This window comes from Blautia sp. OF03-15BH, from assembly GCF_003463065.1.
Lineage (GTDB): Bacteria > Bacillota > Clostridia > Lachnospirales > Lachnospiraceae > Limivivens.
Genome location: NZ_QSCM01000001.1, coordinates 137,042 through 152,653, shown reverse-complemented (window position 1 = coordinate 152,653; position 15,612 = coordinate 137,042). Strand labels below are relative to the sequence as shown.

The 15,612-nt window shown below is 47.5% G+C and carries 15 protein-coding genes; 14 read left to right on the top strand and 1 reads right to left on the bottom strand.

Annotated elements, in window-relative coordinates; all coding sequences use genetic code 11:
* Window positions 1–96 precede the first annotated feature (96 nt).
* From DXA57_RS00765 to DXA57_RS00710, 12 genes are all read left to right on the top strand, one after another.
* A complete protein-coding gene (locus DXA57_RS00765; protein ID WP_117764025.1) occupies window positions 97–1,296 on the top strand; it encodes a site-specific integrase in 1,200 nt (399 codons plus the stop codon).
* A 179-nt stretch (window positions 1,297–1,475) separates the two neighbouring features.
* A complete protein-coding gene (locus DXA57_RS00760; protein ID WP_117764384.1) occupies window positions 1,476–1,973 on the top strand; it encodes a low molecular weight protein-tyrosine-phosphatase in 498 nt (165 codons plus the stop codon).
* Window positions 1,974–2,139: 166 nt separating this feature from the next.
* Window positions 2,140–3,318, top strand: coding sequence for a CobW family GTP-binding protein (locus DXA57_RS00755; RefSeq protein WP_117764024.1), 1,179 nt, complete (start codon window positions 2,140–2,142; stop codon window positions 3,316–3,318).
* 2 nt (window positions 3,319–3,320) lie between these two features.
* Entirely contained in the window at window positions 3,321–4,277 is a 957-nt protein-coding gene (locus DXA57_RS00750) for a TIGR03943 family putative permease subunit (RefSeq protein WP_117764023.1), read from the top strand.
* Window positions 4,278–4,638: 361 nt separating this feature from the next.
* Window positions 4,639–4,905: a DUF3343 domain-containing protein gene (locus DXA57_RS00745; protein WP_117764022.1), complete on the top strand. Its 267-nt coding sequence runs from the start codon at window positions 4,639–4,641 to the stop codon at window positions 4,903–4,905.
* 14 nt (window positions 4,906–4,919) lie between these two features.
* Window positions 4,920–5,543 (top strand): sulfurtransferase-like selenium metabolism protein YedF, encoded by a 624-nt coding sequence (gene yedF / locus DXA57_RS00740; protein ID WP_117764021.1) that lies wholly within the window; start codon window positions 4,920–4,922, stop codon window positions 5,541–5,543.
* A 36-nt stretch (window positions 5,544–5,579) separates the two neighbouring features.
* Window positions 5,580–6,395, top strand: coding sequence for a selenium-dependent molybdenum cofactor biosynthesis protein YqeB (gene yqeB, locus DXA57_RS00735; RefSeq protein WP_117764020.1), 816 nt, complete (start codon window positions 5,580–5,582; stop codon window positions 6,393–6,395).
* Window positions 6,392–7,531: an aminotransferase class V-fold PLP-dependent enzyme gene (locus DXA57_RS00730; protein ID WP_117764019.1), complete on the top strand. Its 1,140-nt coding sequence runs from the start codon at window positions 6,392–6,394 to the stop codon at window positions 7,529–7,531. The genes yqeB and DXA57_RS00730 overlap by 4 nt, the downstream gene beginning before the upstream one ends.
* 145 nt (window positions 7,532–7,676) lie before the next feature.
* A complete protein-coding gene (locus tag DXA57_RS00725) occupies window positions 7,677–7,901 on the top strand; it encodes a FeoA family protein (RefSeq protein WP_117764018.1) in 225 nt (74 codons plus the stop codon).
* Window positions 7,898–9,943: a ferrous iron transport protein B gene (gene feoB / locus DXA57_RS00720; protein ID WP_117764017.1), complete on the top strand. Its 2,046-nt coding sequence runs from the start codon at window positions 7,898–7,900 to the stop codon at window positions 9,941–9,943. Before DXA57_RS00725 ends, feoB begins: the two co-directional genes overlap by 4 nt.
* A 45-nt stretch (window positions 9,944–9,988) precedes the next feature.
* Window positions 9,989–10,144: a FeoB-associated Cys-rich membrane protein gene (locus DXA57_RS00715; RefSeq protein ID WP_117764016.1), complete on the top strand. Its 156-nt coding sequence runs from the start codon at window positions 9,989–9,991 to the stop codon at window positions 10,142–10,144.
* 196 nt (window positions 10,145–10,340) lie between these two features.
* Window positions 10,341–10,727 (top strand): RidA family protein, encoded by a 387-nt coding sequence (locus DXA57_RS00710; protein WP_117764015.1) that lies wholly within the window; start codon window positions 10,341–10,343, stop codon window positions 10,725–10,727.
* Window positions 10,728–10,782: 55 nt separating this feature from the next.
* Here DXA57_RS00710 and DXA57_RS00705 read toward each other — a convergent pair whose 3' ends face one another.
* A complete protein-coding gene (locus DXA57_RS00705) occupies window positions 10,783–11,283 on the bottom strand; it encodes an adenylate kinase (protein ID WP_117764014.1) in 501 nt (166 codons plus the stop codon).
* A gap of 633 nt (window positions 11,284–11,916) precedes the next feature.
* Here DXA57_RS00705 and DXA57_RS00695 point away from each other — a divergent pair.
* Both DXA57_RS00695 and priA read left to right on the top strand, forming a co-directional pair.
* Complete coding sequence (locus DXA57_RS00695; protein WP_117764012.1) at window positions 11,917–13,383, top strand: UDP-N-acetylmuramoyl-L-alanyl-D-glutamate--2,6-diaminopimelate ligase; 1,467 nt, start codon at window positions 11,917–11,919, stop codon at window positions 13,381–13,383.
* The gene (gene priA, locus DXA57_RS00690) at window positions 13,380–15,602 is read left to right on the top strand and encodes a replication restart helicase PriA (protein WP_158571202.1); all 2,223 of its coding nucleotides are present in this window, start codon (window positions 13,380–13,382) and stop codon (window positions 15,600–15,602) included. Before DXA57_RS00695 ends, priA begins: the two co-directional genes overlap by 4 nt.
* Window positions 15,603–15,612 lie beyond the last annotated feature (10 nt).

Below are 15,612 nucleotides of genomic sequence, written 5' to 3'. Positions count from 1 at the left end.
ATTTTATCTTAGCGAAGAGAAGGTCTTGTGGTATAATGAATAAACCGAGACGGTCTTCCAAGTTAAATGAGCATTTAATGAAGGAGACGAAATATTATGAGTGAAAAAAGGAGAGATCATAGAGGACGTATATTACACAATGGAGAAATACAGTTATCTGATGGCAGATATAGATTTAAGTATGTCGATGAGATGGGAAAGGAGCGCTGCGTATATAGCTGGCGCTTAGACCATAACGATGCAACTCCGAAAGGAAAGCGCCGGGCTTTATCGCTTCGGGAGATGGAGAAGAAAATCCAGGCAGATCATTTTGAACAGATTGCAACAAATGGCGGAAATATGACGGTACTGGAACTGGTTGAAAAATATATATCAACAAAAACCGGTGTCAGACCTACTACAGTTGCAGGATACGGAACAGTTATCAATTTATTGAAGAAAGATCCATTTGGAAAAAGAAGGATTGATACGGTTCGGATTTCGGATGCAAAATGTTGGCTGATACATCTTCAGCAGGTAGAAAAGAAAAGCTATAGTTCCATCCATTCAATCCGAGGAGTTCTTCGTCCGGCATTTCAGTTGGCAGTGGATGATGACCTGATCAGGAAAAATCCATTTCAGTTTCAGCTAATGGAAGTGGTTGTGAATGACAGTGTGACAAGAGAGGCAATCAGCAGGGCTGAGGAACGAAAGTTCCTACGGTTTGTGAAGGAAGACCCTCATTTTTGCAGGTATTATGAAGGAATTTACATATTATTTAAAACAGGCCTTCGCATCTCGGAATTTTGTGGTTTGACGATTTCTGATATTGATTTCAAGGAGCATACGATCAACATCGATCATCAATTGCAGAAAAAATCAAAAATCGGATATTATATTCAAGAGACTAAAACAACCAGCGGAACAAGAAAGATACCTATGACTGCAGATGTAGAGGAATGTTTTCGGAAAATTATAGAAAAACGAAACCCGCCCAAAGCAGAACCTATGGTAGATGGAAAAAGTGGATTCTTATACTTTGATAAAAATGAAAGTATCTGTTATTCCCTGCACTGGGAGCATTATTTTCAACACATCATTCAGAAGTATAATAATACTTACAAAGTACAGATGCCTGTCATCACCCCTCATGTATGTCGGCATACCTATTGCTCAAATATGGCAAAATCCGGAATGAATCCAAAAGCATTGCAATATTTGATGGGCCACTCAGACATCAGCGTAACGCTGAATACATATACGCACGTAAATCTTGAGGATGCCAGGGAAGAAGTTGCCCGGATTCAGGTTGTGTAATTACGATTTTTAATTGAAAATAGCAAGGTGTAAAATGGAAAAACATACACCTTATTTTACACCTTTTGCGGACGATATTATGAGAAAATAAACCAGGTTATGCCAGAAAAGAAAAATTCACAAAGGCTTACAAAGCCCGAAAAACCAAGAAAAACTAAGAAATGCGAGGTTATGCAACAATGATAAAAATACTATTCATTTGCCACGGCAATATCTGCCGGTCAACTTTAGCCGAGAGCGTTTTCACACACAAGGTAAAGGCTCTTGGTCTGGCGGATCAGTTTGTGATAGACAGTTCTGCAACAAGCCGGGAGGAGATTGGCAATCCTCCGCATAGAGGAACTGTAAATAAATTAAGGGAGGTAGGGATTCCTTTGGTGCCTCATAGAGCAAAGCAGATCACGCTGGCAGATTATGATAAGTTTGATTATATTATTGGCATGGATACCGCCAATATACGGAACCTTAACCGGATGCTGAAAGGAGATCCTGAGGGGAAGGTGTATAAATTCCTTTCATTTGCTGGATCGGGAAGAGATATAGCGGATCCGTGGTACACAGGCAATTTTGATGAAACTTATGAGGATGTGGTTGAGGGATGCGAAGGCTTCCTGAAATATCTGGAAGAACATGGGGAATTATCAAATAAAAGAGAAAAGAAAGCAGATTCTAAATAGCGGTACGAAGAGAAAAGTTTTCAATAATGCCATTTACAGAAAATTTTTTTCGTAGTATAATCATGCATTGGAAAGAAAAAGGTAATAAATGCAGTATCTTTAAGAGATAATACGGGCGGAGGGATTCTTCGTCCGCTTTTGTAGTAAAAGACAGGAGATGTAGAAAATGACAAAAATCGATATTATTTCCGGTTTCCTTGGTGCCGGAAAAACCACTTTGATCAAAAAACTTTTACAGGATGCCTTCAAAGGTCAGCAGATCGTTCTGATTGAAAATGAATTTGGTGAGATCGGTATTGACGGCGGCTTTCTGAAGGATGCAGGTATCGAGATCCGTGAGATGAATTCCGGTTGTATCTGCTGTTCTCTTGTGGGAGATTTTGGAACTGCGCTGAAAGAAGTTGTGGAGAAATATCATCCGGACCGTATCGTCATCGAACCCTCCGGTGTAGGAAAACTTTCTGATGTCATCCATGCGGTAGAGCGTCTGCATGATCAGGATGTAGTCCTGAACAGTGCCGTTACGGTTGTGGATGTGTTGAAATGCAAAATGTATCTGAAAAACTTCGGTGAGTTTTTCAAAAATCAGGTGGAGGCTGCCGGAACCATTATTCTAAGCCGTACCGATCTTTCAAAAGCTACGGATGAAAAGATTGAAACTGCTATCGCCATGATCCGTGAGCTGAATCCGGATGCAACGATCATCACCACTCCTGTGGAACAGCTGGAAGGCAAAAAGATCCTTGATACGATCGAGGGCAAGAAAATTGATCTTTCTCATGTAGAGGAGGAGCATGATCACGATCATCACGACCACGAGCATGATGAGAACTGCACCTGCGGCTGCCATGACCACGAAGAGCATGAACACCATCACGAGCATGACGAGCATCATCACGACCACGAGCATGATGAGAACTGCACCTGCGGCTGCCATGACCACGAAGAGCATGAGCACCATCACGAGCATGACGAGCATCATCATGACCACGAGCATGATGAGAACTGCACCTGCGGCTGCCACGACCATGATCACGAGCATCATCACCACCATCATCATGCCGACGAGGTATTTACCAGCTGGGGCAAGGAGACCGTTCGTAAATTCAGCAGAGCTGAGATCGAGGAGATCCTGAAAACTCTTTCCGAGGATGCTTCTTACGGCGTGATCCTTCGTGCAAAGGGTATGCTGGAGGATGAGAACGGTGTCTGGACATATTTCGATATGGTTCCGGAAGAGTATGAGCTTCGTGACGGAAATCCGGAGTATACAGGCCGTATCTGTGTGATCGGTTCAAAAATGGATGAAGAAAAACTGGAAAAACTCTGGTTTGAAAGAGGTTAATTATGGACGATTTTGAAATTTCAACGCCGGTCTATCTGGTGGATGGAATTCTGGAAAGCGGAAAAACATCTTTCCTGAATTTCACCCTTCGTCAGGATTACTTTCAGGTGGATGGAACCACTCTTCTGATCAACTGTGAAGAAGGTGAGGAAGAGTACGATGAAAAAGATCTTCTGAAATACCATACGGTAGTGGCAACGATGGAAGAACCGGAGGACTTGACACTTTCCGCATTAAGGGCACTGGAGAAAAAATACCGGCCAGAGCGCGTGATCATTGAGTACAATCCTCTTTGGGGAGTTAATAAGCTGAGAGCTATGGAGATGCCTCCGGGATGGGGGATCTGTCAGGAGATCGTTATCATCGATGGCGGCAGCTATGAGATCTACCGCAATAATATGCAGTCTGTCTTTACGGAGATGGTACAGGATGCGGATATGGTGATCTTTAACCGCTGTAAGACAACGATGTCATTGGCGAATTACCGGAGAGGCCTGAAGGTAGTCAATCCGGCTTGTGATATCAGCTTTGAAGATGAAAATGGTGACATCATTGATCTGTTTGAAGAAAGTATGCCGTATGATATGAATGCGGATATCATTGATATCGATGATGTGGATTACGGTATTTTCTACATTGATATGGAAGATAATCCGAAGAAATATGTAGGCAAGACGGTACGTTTCAAGGCCCGTGCGATGAAGAGCCGCAAAGAAGAGGCAGAGTACTTTGTTCCCGGCAGAAAAGCCATGACCTGCTGTGTGGATGATACGCGTGTCATTGGTTATATCTGCAAGACACCGTTGGCGAAAAACCTCCGCCACGGTCAGTGGGTACAGGTGACTGCGAAAGTGGCTTTCGAATATTCCAAGCAGTACCGCGGCAAAGGACCGGTTTTCTATGCTTCTGATGTGGTTCCCTGTGAGGCACCCGCGGAAGAAATGGTATATTTCAACTGAATCATGCAGCTGGTTGGGCGGTTTCTGTCTGGGTATATGCGGGAACAGCCGGCGTTCTGCTGTTGTATGATGCAAAACCCCGAAAATGCGGATGAAAGCCGGAATTTTCGGGGTTTTCAAATGTACGCTTCGGCGATTGATTTTTCATCAAGTATCACGTATGATGAATGAGAAAGAACGTTATATAGTAACTATTCAGAGCCAAGCAGATTTTCTGTCAAAAGTGTGAGTCATGCTCGCATGAATGAACACTTTTGATTGAAAATCTATTTGGCGAGAAGCCACATCGAGATGTAGCGAAGCGGAATCGAGATGGGGTCTGAATAGTTACGTTATATAAAAGAAAGGTTCAAAACAGGATATGGCAGAAGAGACACATACCCGTCGGAATTTTCTCAGAAGAGACAGAGAAAACCGCTGCTTTATGACTTTTCCCAATACGACGGAAGCCATAAAGATGGAAGCATGCTGTCATGCGGCAGGTCTTCCGGGGCGTCTGGTTCCGGTGCCGGGTGAGATCACAGCAGGCTGTGGTCTTGCCTGGATGGCGGAGCGCTCCTGGCGGGAAGAAATGGAAAAACTGGCGGAAAACAGCAGAGTGATTTACGAAGCAGTCTATGAAAACTGAAAGGATGGAAGAAAATGAAAATTGATGCAAGAGGAAAACAGTGTCCCTTACCGGTGATCGAAGCAAAAAATGCTTTGAAAGATGCGGAAAAAGGAGAAGTAGTTGAGATCCTGGTGGACAATGAGATCGCTGTGCAGAATCTTATGAAGATGGCAGAACACAAAGGTCTGGCTTCTGCTTCTGCAAAGACGGGGGACCGTGAGTATCTGGTCAAGATCGTGGCCGGAGATTCCGGTGAGGAAGCCTTGAAAAAGCTGGAAGAGGAAGCGGCTTTGGAACCGGAGAAAAAAGATGAGCGGCGCAGAGGCATGGTGGCGGTCATCAGTGCAGATCATATGGGAGAGGGAGATCCTGTCCTGGGAAGATTGCTTTTAAAGGGCTTTCTCTATGCGCTGACCCAGCAGGACAAGTTTCCGGAGACCCTGCTGTTTTATAACAGTGGTGCATTCATGACGGTTGAGGGGAGTGAAGCTCTGGCAGATCTTCGTTTCCTGGAGGAAAGCGGTGTGGAGATCCTGACTTGCGGAACCTGCCTGAACCATTATAACCTGGCAGAAAAGCTGGCTGTTGGGCAGGTGACGAATATGTATGAGATCGCAGAACGTATGACACACGCGGACCTGCTCGTAAAGCCGTAAGGAAGAGAGCAGCCTGACACAGGCAATGGAGGAAACATGCAGAGAAAACGAGAGGAACTGGTAGTTGTCCGTGGAGGCGGAGATATTGCAACAGGAACGATTCAGAAGCTCTGGAACAGTGGCTTTGGAGTTGTGATCCTGGAAACAGACCGCCCTACGGCTATCCGCAGGAAAGTGGCTCTGTCACAGGCGGTTTATGAAGGGACAGCTGCCGTCGAAGAAGTGACAGCAGAGCGGATCGAGTGTCCGGAAGAGATCGAAGAAGTCTGGAAAAGAGGACGGATTCCGCTTCTGGTAGATGCGGACTGCAGTTATCTGAAAGAATTAAAACCGATGGCGCTGGTGGATGCCATTCTGGCAAAACAGAATCTTGGAACAGACAAAACGATGGCAAAACATACCATTGCACTGGGGCCGGGATTTACAGCCGGTGTGGATGTGGATCTGGTGATCGAGACCATGCGCGGACATTCGCTTGGACGGATTATACGGGAAGGAATGGCTATGCCGAATACGGGAGTGCCGGGGGTCATTGCCGGTTATGGAAAGGAACGGGTGGTTCACGCACCGGTGGAAGGGAACCTTCATATTTTTCATGATATCGGTGATTCCGTGGAAAAAGGAGAGGCACTGGGGAAAATCGGAGAAGTGGAAGTTCCGTCACCGCTTTCCGGTCTCTTAAGAGGAATCCTTCCGGACGGTTTTCCTGTGACAAAAGGACTTAAGATGGCAGATGTGGATCCAAGACTGTCGGAATATGAAAATTGTTTTACGATTTCTGATAAAGCCAGATGCATCGGCGGGGGTGTTCTGGAAGGCCTGTTTTCGCTTATAAGGGAGGCAGAGGGATGATTTATCTGGACAGTGCAGCCACCTGTTTTCACCGCCCGCCGGAAGTGCTGCAGGCGGTGACGGAGGCTATGAATTCGTTTGGAAATCCTTCCAGGGGCGGCTGCGGACCGGCTCTTCAGGCTTCCCGCATGGTGTTTCAGGCCAGAGAAGCCTTGAATCTTCTTTTTGACGGAGACGGACCGGAACGGGTGGCTTTCTCTGCAAATGCTACGGAAAGTCTGAATATGGCTGTCAAAGGCCTTTTAAAGCCGGGAGATCTGGCGGTCACTACCGTGATGGAGCATAACAGTGTGCTGAGACCTCTTTATGAAATGAAAAAACAGGGAGTTGCCCTCTTGTTGGCAGACTGTGATGAAAAGGGGCGTCTTCTTTATGAAGATCTGGAGGAAAAGATCCGAAAAGGAGCAAAGCTTGCTGTGGTCACGCATGCTTCCAATGTAACAGGAAACCGGAATGATCTTCGTCGGATCGGAAAAATCTGCAGGGAAAACGGGACGCTTCTGATCGTGGATGCCTCACAGACAGCCGGGATTTTTCCCATTTCCATGAAAGAGGATGCGATCGATGTGGTCTGCTTTACCGGTCACAAAAGTCTTATGGGACCTCAGGGGACAGGCGGACTCTGTGTGCGGAAGGGTGTGGAGATACAGCCGCTGCTTTCCGGAGGAAGCGGGATCCTTACTTTTGAAAAAGAACAGCCCTCTGCCATGCCGGTACGACTGGAAGCAGGAACCTTGAATACACATGGGCTTGCCGGACTTCTGGCCGGTGTCCGGTATCTTATGGAAGAGGAACGCCGGAAGGAATTTCAGGAAAAGGAACTGCGTCTTGCGGATCTTTTTTACAGAGAACTGAAGGACTGTCCGGAATTTCTTTTTTACGGAGATCCAGATGGGGAACTGCGCGCACCGGTGCTTTCTCTGAATCTGGGAAGTGAAGATTCCGGAGAAGTCAGTGACTGGCTGTTTCAGGAGTACGGGATCTGTACCCGGCCGGGCGGGCATTGTGCACCTTTGATGCATCGGTTGTTTCATACAGAAAAACAGGGAATGGTACGCTTCAGCTTTTCTCATGGGAATACGGAGGAAGAGGTGCATCGGGCGGCGGCTGCATTGAAAGAGATGAGTCTGTCATAACAACGATCCCGGATCTGGCAGAACGGGAGACAAAAGCTGCAAATGCGAATGCAAAGTGGCACATTCGAAAGAGTTGCTTATTGACAAAAGTTATCAACAAGTCTATCATAGCCCTTGAAAAACAGAAAAAGGAGGGCGATTTCTTATGACTCTCGATACCGGAAAAATAAATGAAACCTATACGATTGAAAAGCTGGAGCTTCCTTTGAAACTGGAAAAACGGCTGGAGGCTCTGGGGATGACGGAGGGAACCTCGATTCTTATCCTGAATGCCAAGAGCAGGGGAACTTTGATCGTCAATGTCAGGGGAACCAGGTTTGCCCTGGGAAGAGGAATCACAAAACAGATTACGGTGAGGAAAAAGGCATGAGTGAAGACTTGAGAATCGGATTTATTGGAAATCCAAACTGTGGAAAAACGACTCTTTTTAACGCCTATACCGGTGCCAATTTAAAGGTGGCCAACTGGCCGGGCGTGACGGTGGAAAAAGTAGAAGGAGCCATGAAGTACCATGGCCATGAATTCAAACTGGTAGATCTTCCGGGAACCTACAGTCTGACTTCCTATACAATGGAAGAGCAGGTATCCAGGCAGTTTATTCTGAGTGATGAGGTGGATGTGATCATTGATGTGGTGGACGCATCTGCACTGGAACGGAATCTTTACCTGACGCTGCAGCTGCTGGAACTTGGAAAACCGGTGATCATGGCGTTGAATATGATGGATATCGTGGAAAAGCGGGGCATGGAGATCGACCTGCACCGTTTTCCGGAAATGCTGGGAATCCCGGTTATTCCGGTTTCTGCCAGAAAAAGGACAGGCCTTGATATCCTGATCCATGCGGCAGAGCATCATAAAGATTCTTCCCATCCGGAAGGACTGGAACACAATCATTCCAGCGTTTCTCATCACAGACATAATCATCACGAAGATTATGCGATGGTCTATTCTGATGAGATCGAGGATAAGATCGATCAGATCAAGGATGTACTGAAGCGTAACTATCCGGAGATCACCAATCATCGTTGGGTGGCTTTAAAGCTTCTGGAACAGGATCCGGAGATCACGGCCAAATATCCGGTAGAACTGCCGGATGTACTGGATCGGAGCTATGAGACAGATATCATCAATCAGAAGTATGACTTTATCCAGGAGATCGTGGAAGAAGTTGTGGTGAATAAGGCACAAAAAGCAGAACTTACGGATAAGGTGGATCATTTCCTGACGCACAGGATCTGGGGAATCCCCATTTTCCTTGGTATCATGGCTCTGGTCTTTCTTCTGACATTTACGGTTGGTGACTGGCTGAAGGGCTATGTGGAGCTTCTGATGGAGCTGTTTTCGAAAACAGTAGGGCAGGGGCTGACCTCGCTTCATGTGCAGCCGGAGATCATTTCACTGGTGACGGACGGTATCATTGCCGGAGTAGGCGGTATGCTGACCTTCCTTCCGAATATTTTTATCCTGTTTCTGGCACTGGCATTTCTGGAAGATAGTGGATATATGTCCAGAGTGGCTTATGTCATGGACGGTATTATGGGAAGACTGGGACTTTCCGGCCGTGCCTTTATTCCGATGATCCTTGGTTTTGGCTGCAGCGTTCCGGCACTGATGGCTTCCAGAGTACTGGAAAATCCCAAAGACCGGTACCGGGTCATGCTGGTGACACCGTTTATGTCCTGTAGCGCGAGACTTCCGATCTATATCCTGTTTTCTGAAATGTTTTTTGGAAAGCATGCGATGATCGCTGCTTATTCCATGTATGTGATCGGACTTTTTGTAGCCATTGGTATTGCTGCGATCCTTCACCTGACAGACAAAGGTGAAAATCCAAACATCCTGCTCATCGAGCTTCCGGAGTACAAGGCTCCCAGCGCCCGGACCGTGGAAATTTACGTCTGGGAAAAGGTAAAGGACTTTGTCACAAAAGCAGGGACAACGATTTTTGTGGCTTCCGTTATCATGTGGTTTATCCTGAACTTCGGACCCGGCGGCTATACGACGGATATGGAAAATAGTTTTGGAGCAGTTCTCGGAAAGTTTATCGTGCCGTTCTTTATTCCACTGGGACTGGGATACTGGCAGATCGCAATGGCGCTCATTGCCGGAATCTCTGCAAAAGAGGTGGTTGTTACCAGCTGTGCCGTACTTTTCGGAATTTCCAATGTCAACTCTCAGACGGGAATGGACAGTTTGTATAAGCTGCTTGCGGGTATGGGCTTTGGCGGTCTGAATGCCTACTGTCTGATGATCTTCTGCCTGTTGTATATTCCCTGTGCAGCCACCCTTGTTACGATCAAAAAAGAGATGGGTGGCTGGAAATGGGCTCTGAAGGCAGCTCTGTTTCAGCTTGGGACCGCCTGGGTAGTGACACTTCTGGTATATCAGATCGGAAGACTGTTCATCGGCTGACAGAAAATGAAAAAAGCGTGTTTGGCGGAAAGGATGGATAGATATATGATAGCAGGAATTGTGATCGTTCTTCTGATCGTCCTGTATGCGTTTTTGGTGATCCGGAAAAAACACCGGGATATCAAAAACGGAGGCTGTGGCTGCGGCTGCAGCGGATGTTCCGGGAAAAACAGCTGCGAGAGCAGGACAAAGGAAAAATAACAGTTTTTTACTGGAATGAGGCAATGCGCTATATAGACATCATCTGACAGAATTCAGTAGAAAAGAAAAACAAGTTGTGATACAATAGAATTGTATGTAATAAAGAGACGATACGGGAAAATTTTTGTAAAAGAACTTTCCCGGATGTCGAAAAAATGACTGCCGCATCGAACCGGCAGAAAAGGAGGAACATACCATGAACAAAGTGATTTCCACAGATAAAGCACCCGGAGCAATCGGACCTTATTCTCAGGCCATCGTTGCCAACGATATCCTGTATACGTCCGGACAGATTCCCATCATCCCGGAGACCGGTGAACTGGTAGACGGTGACATCAAAGCACAGGCTGAGCAGGTCTGCAAGAACCTGGGCGAGATCCTGAAAGAGGCTCACGCAAGCTTTGACAGCGTCATCAAGACCACCTGCTTCCTGGCAGATATGAATGATTTCGCAGCCTTCAACGAAGTTTACGCAAAATATTTCGTTTCCAAACCGGCACGTTCCTGTGTCGCAGTAAAAACTCTGCCGAAGAACGTTCTGTGTGAGGTTGAACTCATCGCAAGCGTCGGACTGATCCGCTGATTTTCAGAATAAGTATACAATAAAAAGGTTTCGCAGAAAAAGCTGCGAAACCTTTTTAAGTCTGCGATAACCACTCGCCAGCCTCTTCGCGGATTTTAAAAATAAGAGCTTTCTTATCGGAATATTTTTCTATAAGAGCAAGCAATTGAAAACGGTCGGTTTCGTGGAAATCATGAACAAACTTCACAAGTTCAGGATTCAGATGCTGCTCTGTCCAGGGAATATCTGGGCGGTCTTGTCCTACTCTGCGGGTAATTCCGTCCATACAGACCTCTTCGCTGTAATCAAGAAAGATAATGGTGTCACAGGCACGGATCCGCTCTTCATAGGTCCGGCTGTAATTGCCATCAATGATCCAGAAATCATCATGCAGTATTTCATTAAGTTTCTGATCAAATTCCTCCCGCGTAATGTGCGTTTGGTCAGGCCGCCACCAGATATTGTCGAGGTGGATCAGAGGGAGACCGGTGCGTGCGGCAAGCTTTCTTGAGAAAGTGCTTTTGCCGCTGCCAGAGCAGCCGAGGACGAGGATTTTATTGCCGGTAAATTTTTCCATAAAAGAGATTCCTTTCTGATTTTTTCTTAAAATATGCAGGGGGAAACCATCGGAGTTGCGCTAGTCCTGGTTTCCCACTGCACCCCCTTCCAGGGCACGCTGGAAAATAGTGGCGCTTACGTCATACAGATGATGCGTGAAATGACGGGTAGTCGTGGATTCGTATAGCATATAATATAAAGAAACTTTTTATTTATTTGAGTGAGTAGCAAGTCAGGTGGCTGGCCGTATATTCTCCGAAAAACATCCATAAATCATCCATGAATCATGCTTGCGTTATTTACCATATCACATATCTTTCCTGTTGTCACGCCACAACAGACGTATAATGTCTACTTGTTGACGTAAGCCCCCTGTTTTTTGACCTTAAAGTGCCATAAGGGGGAGGCTGAGGGGGAGGGCGGCCCTGGAGCCGTCCCCCTCGCATTTACGTTCCCTGCCGGCTTCCAAAGCCGCCCATCAACAAAAGCTTCCTCATGGCTTCCCGAAGCCGCCTGTTCTGCAGTGGCCCTGCAAAAAGCCAGAAACACCCTCCTCCAAATTCTTGAAAAATCCTCCCCCATATGTTATCCTATAAGGAAGCGATTGTACCCGCCCGCTTTTATGGCCGGGCGCCATATGGAGGAATGATATATGAAGCTTGAACAGTTATTGGAACGTTTGGAATATACCTGCGTACAGGGAAGTCTGGATCGGGAGATCGTGAGTATCGCCAATGATTCCAGACAGGTGGTTCCCGGGACGCTTTTTTTCTGTATCCGGGGAGCTGTGACGGATGGGCATACTTATGCTGCGGAAGTGGCAGAAAAGGGTGCTGCTGTTCTCCTGGTGGAAGAACCGGTGTCTGTGCCGGAGTCTGTTACAGTGATCCTGGTGAAAGATACCCGTTATGCCATGGCTCTGGTTTCTGCCGCCTGGTATGATTATCCGGCAGAAAAGCTGAAAGTCATCGGCATCACCGGAACCAAGGGGAAAACCACTACCACTTATATGATCAAATCCATTCTGGAATCTGCTGGTCATAAGGTAGGTCTGATCGGAACCATTGAGACGATCATCGGTGAGACGCACATCCCGTCCAGCAACACCACTCCGGAATCAGTAAAGATCCAGGAGTATTTTCACCGGATGCTGGAAGAAGGCTGTGATGTAGCCGTTATGGAGGTCTCTTCTCAGGGACTGATGCTGAACCGTACCGCAGGAATTCCCTTTGAGATTGGCATTTTCACGAATATTGAGCCGGATCATATCGGACCGGCAGAGCATAAAAGCTTCGAAGATTATATGCACTGCAAGGGGCTGCTGTTCCGTCAGTGCCGGATCGGTATTGTAAACGGAGATGCAGAGCATCTTTCTGAAGTCCTGGAAGGTCATACCTGTAAAGTGGAGACCTACGGTCTTTCTGAGAAAAACGATCTTCGTGCAGAAAATCTCAAAATGATCCATACCCCCGGTTATCTCGGCATCGCCTATCATGCTGCCGGTCTTCTGGATATGGATGTGGAGATCGATATTCCGGGTAAATTCAGTGTTTATAATTCTCTGGCGGCCATCGCTGTCTGCCTGCATTTTAAAGTGAGTGAGGCAGACATCAAGATTGCCCTGAAACAGGCAACGGTGAAGGGAAGAGTGGAACTGGTCAAGGTTTCCGACAAGTTTACCCTGATGATCGATTATGCTCATAACGCGATGAGTCTGGAAAGCCTTCTTACTACCCTGAAAGAATACGAGCCGGGCAGACTGGTCTGCCTCTTTGGCTGTGGCGGAAACCGTTCCAAAGCCCGCCGCTTTGAGATGGCAGAGGTTTCCGGAAGACTGGCTGATTTTACGATCATCACTTCCGATAATCCTCGTTTTGAGAAGCCGGAGGATATCCTGAATGATATCGAGACCGGAATCAAAAAGACAGATGGAAAATACATCAAGATCGCAGACCGTAAGGAGGCCATCCGTTATGCCATCCTTCACGGACAGCCCGGCGATGTCATTGTTCTGGCCGGAAAAGGTCATGAGGATTATCAGGAGATCGAGGGCAGAAAGTATCACATGGACGAAAGAGAACTGATTCAGGAGATCCTGAAGGAAGAGAAATTACAGTGACAGATCCATATGCCAATATTATCGTGGACATTTCCCACGAAAAACTGGATAAACCTTTTCAGTACCGGATCCCGGAAGATATGCGGGGGAAACTTCTGCCAGGAATGGTGGTGGAAATCCCGTTTGGCCGGGGAGACCGGCTGATCAAAGGGTATGTCATAGGAACAACGAAACAGGCGCAGATCGAGCCGGAACGTATCAAATGCATTCATGCGGTTTCCACAGACGGCATTGGCGTAGAGTCCAGGCTGATCGCTCTGGCAGCATGGATGCGGGATTATTACGGAGCTACCATGATCCAGGCGCTGAAGACCGTGATCCCGGTGCGGAAAAAAGAAAAGCCAAAAGAAAAAAAACAGGTGCTGCTGGCGGTATCCGAAGAAGAAGCCCGGGAGCGCCTGACCTTTTTTGAAAAGAAGCATCAGACAGCCCGATATCGCCTGTTGAAAGCACTTTTAGAGGAAGGCTGCCTTCCATGGGAACTTGTGACCGCAAAGCTTAGCATACCTCCTGCAGTGATCCGGAGTGTGGAAAAAATGGGCTTGCTGAAGATCCAGGTGGATACCGTTTACCGGAACCCCGTTCATGTAAAAGCAGCCAGACAGCAGGCCGTCATCCTGAACCGGGAGCAGCAGGGCGTGGTGGACGGGATCCGGGAAGAATGGGAAAACGAAAATGCAAGACCCTGTCTGATCCATGGTGTCACAGGCTGCGGGAAGACGGAAATCTATATGGAGCTCATTGCCGGTGTCCTGAAAGAAGGAAAACAGGCCATTGTCCTGATTCCGGAGATCGCCCTGACGTATCAGACAGTTATGCGTTTCTACCGGCGGTTCGGGGACCGGATCTCCGTTATGAATTCCCGGCTTTCTCCGGGAGAACGTTTTGACCAGTATGAGCGGGCGAGAAAAGGCCTCATTGATGTGATGATCGGCCCACGATCCGCTCTTTTTACCCCGTTTCCCAATCTGGGAATCATCATTCAGGATGAAGAGCATGAGACATCCTATCAGAGTGAGACCGTCCCCCGGTATCTGACCCGGGAGACAGCGGTAAAAAGGGGAGAACTGGAGCATGCGCATGTGATATTCGGAACAGCAACCCCTTCCGTGGACGCTTATTATAAGGCGGAAAAGGGAGAATACCGGCTTTTCACGATCCGGCAGCGGGTGAAACATGCAGCCCTTCCGGAGGTTTCGATCGTAGACCTTCGGGAAGAATTGAAAAAGGGAAACCGTTCTGTTTTAAGCAATGCTTTAAAAGAAGAAATGGCCCAATGCCTGGGTGCCGGCCATCAGATGATGCTTTTTCTGAACCGGAGAGGCTATGCGGGGTTTCTCTCCTGCCGTTCCTGCGGTCAGGTAATCGAGTGTCCGCATTGCGATGTGTCTTTGTCTCTGCATCGGGGCGGCCGGCTTGTCTGCCATTACTGCGGCTATGAAACAACCGTTCCTAAAACCTGTCCCTCCTGCGGAAGTCCGTTCCTGCGTGATTTCGGGATCGGAACGCAGCAGGTGGAGTCTGTGGTGGCAAGGGAATTCCCGGGGGCGAGGATCTTACGTATGGATCTTGATACCACCCGGGAGAAGGATGGCCATGAAAAGATTCTGTCTGCTTTTGCAAATGGAGAGGCGGAGATCCTCATAGGAACCCAGATGATCGTAAAAGGTCATGATTTTCCAAATGTGACTTTGGTCGGGATCCTGGCGGCGGATCTTTCTTTGCATGCCAGTGATTTCCGGGCGGCAGAGAGGACGTTTCAGCTTCTGACCCAGGCGGCCGGAAGAGCGGGCCGTGGTGGGCTTCCGGGAAGAGTGGTGATTCAGACTTACGATCCGGAACACTACAGCATTCAGGCTGCGGCAGAGCAGGATTACGAAGCCTTTTACCGGCAGGAAATCGCTTTTCGGATTCTGGGAGGCTATCCGCCGGCAGGCGGTATGCTGGCGGTCCACGCTTCTTCTGAGGATGAAGCGTATCTGACCATGGCGATGGAATACCTGAAGAAATTTCTGGAGCTTCTGGAAAACCGTACCGGGATCCAGGTGATCGGTCCCGGAGATGAGACGATTGCAAGGATTCAGGATGTGTACCGGAAAGTGCTTTACATCCGTCATTCCGATGAAAAACGGTTGACTGTAGTAAAAGAAAAAGTGGAACAATATATTGAAATGAACGAAGGTTATCAGAAGATCCATATACAATACGAAAGAGTTTAAACGAAGGAGG